We start from the raw sequence: 3,903 nt of genomic DNA on the forward strand, positions 1-3,903 counted from the left end.
TTGCTCACCCTTAGTGTACCCAGATGCGGGTCAAGGGCACGTGAAGCCCGGTCGAACCCTGTGTGAAAGGGCGGCTTCACCCAGCCTTCAACTGTGCTTCACCTCCGGTTAACTTTCGCGCCCTACTTTATAAATGGAAGACTGGGGGATGGTGGGATGGTCATGGGTCCGATCGAGTCGCGAGACGGGATCGAGGCGCCCTCGGACGGTTGGACGAGGTGGCGGGAGGACATCAGGGTGGCCGCGACGATCTTCGGCGTGCTGCTCCTGGTGTCGGTGGCGGCGGCGGTCTGTGTCAGACTGCTGCTGGGTATCTGACTAACGGACCCATGACAACCGGAGGTGGGACGTCACGTTCATGAAGAACCCCAGGGTGTGCTCGGGGAAGCGCATCGACTTTCACACGCATGCAAAGCTGTCGAAACGGCTCCCGTTCTCGCTGGACGCGTTTTGGTGGACGGTATCGCAGGCGCGGCAGACCGAACTCGACGCGTTCGTGCTGACCGAGCACTTTCATGCTCCGGACTTTTGGACCATGTATGACATTCTGTGCCAGACGCTGACGTATGACGATGGTGTGCTGCTCGTCGATGATCAGCTGCGCGTCCTGACCGGAGCGGAGCTAGGCGTGGCGGAGGGCTGCGACATCCTGCTGCTCGGCACGCTGGATCAGCTCGGGCGGTTCAGTCAGGGGCTGTGTGCCTCCCCCGTGACGGGCTACAAACCGCCCTTCGACGAAGCGTTGGAGGTCGCGCGGCGGCACGGCCTGCTGATGATCGGCGCGCACATGTACCGGTGCGGCAAGGAGCTCGCCAGGCTGGGGCAGGCGCGTCTCCGCAGGCTGGACGCCCTCGAGCTGAATGGCAAGGACTTCTTCAACGATGCCGCCGTCCGCGACGAGGCGCGACGGCTGAACCTGCCGGTGGTGGGGGGGAGTGACGCGCACGTGTGGCTTCAGGTGGGGATCAAGGCGACCGTGCTGCCGGTCCACGAGGTGACCCCGAGGACGGTCGCGCGGGCGCTCGCGATCGGCGAGACGGATGTCCACAGCCTCCCGTACGGACCCATGGCCGTGCAGATGAGCGGGGCGTTCAAACGGATGCTCAAGGCGCGGGTGGCGCAGGCGGCGTAGGCCAGACCGGCGTGGCGGGCATACCCGGTCCCCTCCGCGGCGTTCCTCCGAGTGAGGGGTGCGGGGGTTGTCATCTGGAGGGAGGAATCGCTCCAGCCCCCGGCGGAAGTCAGTAGCCCAGCGATTGGCGGGAGACACATATGCCGAGGAGGGCCGTATGAGCGACAAGGACAAACGCGACAGGGACGATGGCGACCGAGATCTTCGCGTGAAAGACAAGCGCGGACGAGAGGAATTCGAATTCTCGACGACGACCCGGGGATCCCAAGTCGCCGAGTATCTGAACCGGATCGCCGACGGATTGCGCCAAGGCGCGCTTACGCTCGGCGCGGGGGGACACGGGGTGCATCTGCAGCCCGGGGAAATGATCCGGCTCGAGATCGAGGCCGAGAGCAAGCCGGACAAGGGGACGGCGAGCCTGCAGCTCGAACTCTCCTGGAAAGTCGCGCACGAGACGCGCGAATCTCACGACGAGGCGCTCCTCATCGAGGCCGAAGTCCGCGCCCCGCAGCTCACCGCGTACACGCCGAAGATCAAAGACGCGTAGCGCCTGACGCGTCGAAGCCGGGACGGTCCGTCCGGGCGGGGTCCAGAGCGGGGGGGACATGAGCCGGCGCGTTGCCGATATCGAGAGCCTCACTCCCGATCTCCGCCGGATGGCGAGCCTGGTGCTGCACCAGCTGGAACAGGCGCTCTCCTGCTTCCACGCGGTCGATCTGACCCAGGCCGAAGAGGTCATCGAGCGCGATGACATGCTCGATAACTTCAACGTGTTTCTCGAGGGACGGTGTTACGACCTGGTGGCCGGTGGCCACCTGGACGCGCGGGGGATCCGGGTGGCCCGGTCGACCGCCAAGGTCGCCGCGAACTTGGAAAGGGCCGGGGATGCAGGCACGCACATCGCCAAGCGCGTCCGCCTGATCCACCGCGAGGGCGCTGAGCGGCTGCCCTTCGATTTTCCCGACGTGGAAGCGATCGCCCTCAGCGGCGTGACCGAGGCGACCCAGTCGTTTCTGGAAGGCGACCTGGATCTCGCCCGCCGGGCCTGCCTGCGCGAGCCCGAGCTCGATGCGTGTTACGTGGCGCGGCTGGAAGCGCTCGTCAAGCTGATGCAGGCCCACCCCGCCCAAATCCCCTACTTGGTCCAGGTCCTCTCCGTCCTCAAGTACCTGGAAAAAGTCGCCGATTATACCTTGAACATCGGCGAGCAGACCATCTACTGCGTGACCGGCCGGCGCCTGAAGTTTCCCCAGTTTCTGCAGCTCGAGCAGCTCACCGGCGAGGCGCGCATCGGGACGTACAATTTCCGGCCCTATTGGGATGGGATCAGCGGCGCGATCGTCGCCCGCGTCGAGGCACCGGAGACGCCGATGATCTACAAGGAAGGCTCCCGGCGGAAGATCGAGGAGGAAGCGACCAAGCTGGAGACCTGGCAACGCATCGCGCAGGACCTCACCCCGCGGGTCCTGGGGTCGGTGAGCGTGAAAGATCGTCAGGCCCTGCTGCGCGAGTATGTCGAAGGCGCGTTGCTGTCGGACCTCTACCTGTCATCGGCGCCGCGCGAGGTCAAGCTGCGGGCGACCCGCCGTGTGCTCGCGGCCGTGGAGTTCGTCTGGCAAACGACGCTGACCGCGACGCCTCCCGCGATCGATTACGTCGAGCAGATCCGCCAGCGGCTCCCGGATGCCTTTGTCCTCCATCTCCAACTCTGGGCGATCGCCAAAGCCGGGGTCCAAAACGGCCGGCGCATCGCCCCGCTCGGCACGCTGCTCGACCAGGCGATGCGCCTGCAGGCCGATCTCGCGCCACCGTTTTCAGTGTGGCTGCACGGGGATTTCAACGCCAACAACGTGATCTACAACCCCGAGACCGAGCAGATCAAGTTTATCGACGTCCACCGGTCGAAGCCCGGCGACTACGTCCAGGACGTCGGTGTCTTCCTGCTGTCCATGGTCCGCCGCCCCGACCTCAATGGGACGACCGAGGCGGATATCCAGGCCGTCAACGCGGTCGTCGAAGAGTTTGCCCGATCCTTCGCCCGCCGGCGGAACGATCTCGCCTTCGACCGGAGGCTCAAGCTCAGCCTCGCCCGTTCGTGCCTGACCTCGATCAGGATCGTGATCGATCCGGCGATGGCGGAACGGCTGCTGCTCCGCGGGATGACGCTCCTCGACGACCTGGTCCATGACGGGTAGGCTCCGCGTCGCCGTGGCCGGGATCCCCGGCGCCTGGTCGACGGAGCGGCTTAAGCGGGCACTCGAGGGGGTGGGCGCGGAGACGTTCGCCTTCAGCCTGGGGGAGTGCACCCTCAGCCTGGCCGAGGGTGCGGTGCTGCTGGGCGAGCAGGATTTGGGGACGCTGGACGGGGTGGTCGTCAAGAAGCTGGGCCGCTCCGGGGAGGCGGCGGCGCCCAGCCGCGTCCACCTGCTCCAGCAGCTCGAATTCCGCGGCGTCCGGGTGTTCAGCCCCTCCGCCGGGATCCGCGAGGTCAACGATCGGTATCAGATGACGCAGCGGCTGGCACAGGCGGGGCTTCCGCTCCCACGGACGGTCGTCACCGAGAGCGTCGAGGCGGCCACCGACGTCGTCGAGGACTGGGGGCGGGTGGTCGTCAAACCGTTGTACACATCCAAGGGTCGAGGGATGCTGCTGCTGGCACGCGAGGAAGCGTATCGTCTCAAACTCAAGCAGTGGCAGCGCCAGTGGCAGACCCCGTTCTATCTCCAAGAATATGTCCCGCACCCGGGGCGGGACATCGGCGTGGCCGTCCT

5 protein-coding genes are annotated in these 3,903 nt (G+C 66.1%); all 5 read left to right on the top strand.

Features of this window, described 5'->3' with window-relative positions; genetic code table 11:
• Positions 1–156 precede the first annotated feature (156 nt).
• The gene (locus tag VFP86_14980; protein HET9000940.1) at positions 157–318 is read left to right on the top strand and encodes a hypothetical protein; all 162 of its coding nucleotides are present in this window, start codon (positions 157–159) and stop codon (positions 316–318) included.
• Positions 319–358: 40 nt separating this feature from the next.
• Positions 359–1,132 carry a PHP-associated domain-containing protein gene (locus VFP86_14985; GenBank protein HET9000941.1) on the top strand — a complete coding sequence of 258 codons (774 nt, stop codon included), beginning with the start codon at positions 359–361 and terminating at the stop codon, positions 1,130–1,132.
• Positions 1,133–1,289: 157 nt separating this feature from the next.
• The gene (locus tag VFP86_14990) at positions 1,290–1,679 is read left to right on the top strand and encodes an amphi-Trp domain-containing protein (protein HET9000942.1); all 390 of its coding nucleotides are present in this window, start codon (positions 1,290–1,292) and stop codon (positions 1,677–1,679) included.
• A gap of 58 nt (positions 1,680–1,737) precedes the next feature.
• Positions 1,738–3,327, top strand: coding sequence for a PhoU domain-containing protein (locus VFP86_14995; GenBank protein HET9000943.1), 1,590 nt, complete (start codon positions 1,738–1,740; stop codon positions 3,325–3,327).
• Positions 3,317–3,903 (top strand): ATP-grasp family protein (locus VFP86_15000; GenBank protein HET9000944.1); only part of this gene is annotated, 587 nt, incomplete at its 3' end. The genes VFP86_14995 and VFP86_15000, both read left to right, overlap by 11 nt.

The organism is bacterium (assembly GCA_035703895.1).
Classification (GTDB): Bacteria; Sysuimicrobiota; Sysuimicrobiia; order Sysuimicrobiales; family Segetimicrobiaceae; genus Segetimicrobium.

Bases quoted from the DNA above. Each gene is read 5' to 3' on its own strand.
- VFP86_14985 (HET9000941.1), top strand. From the start codon at position 359: ATGAAGAACCCCAGGGTGTGCTCGGGGAAGCGCATCGACTTTCACACG.
- VFP86_14995 (HET9000943.1), top strand. From the start codon at position 1,738: ATGAGCCGGCGCGTTGCCGATATCGAGAGCCTCACTCCCGATCTCCGC.
- VFP86_14980 (HET9000940.1), top strand. From the start codon at position 157: ATGGTCATGGGTCCGATCGAGTCGCGAGACGGGATCGAGGCGCCCTCG.
- VFP86_14990 (HET9000942.1), top strand. From the start codon at position 1,290: ATGAGCGACAAGGACAAACGCGACAGGGACGATGGCGACCGAGATCTT.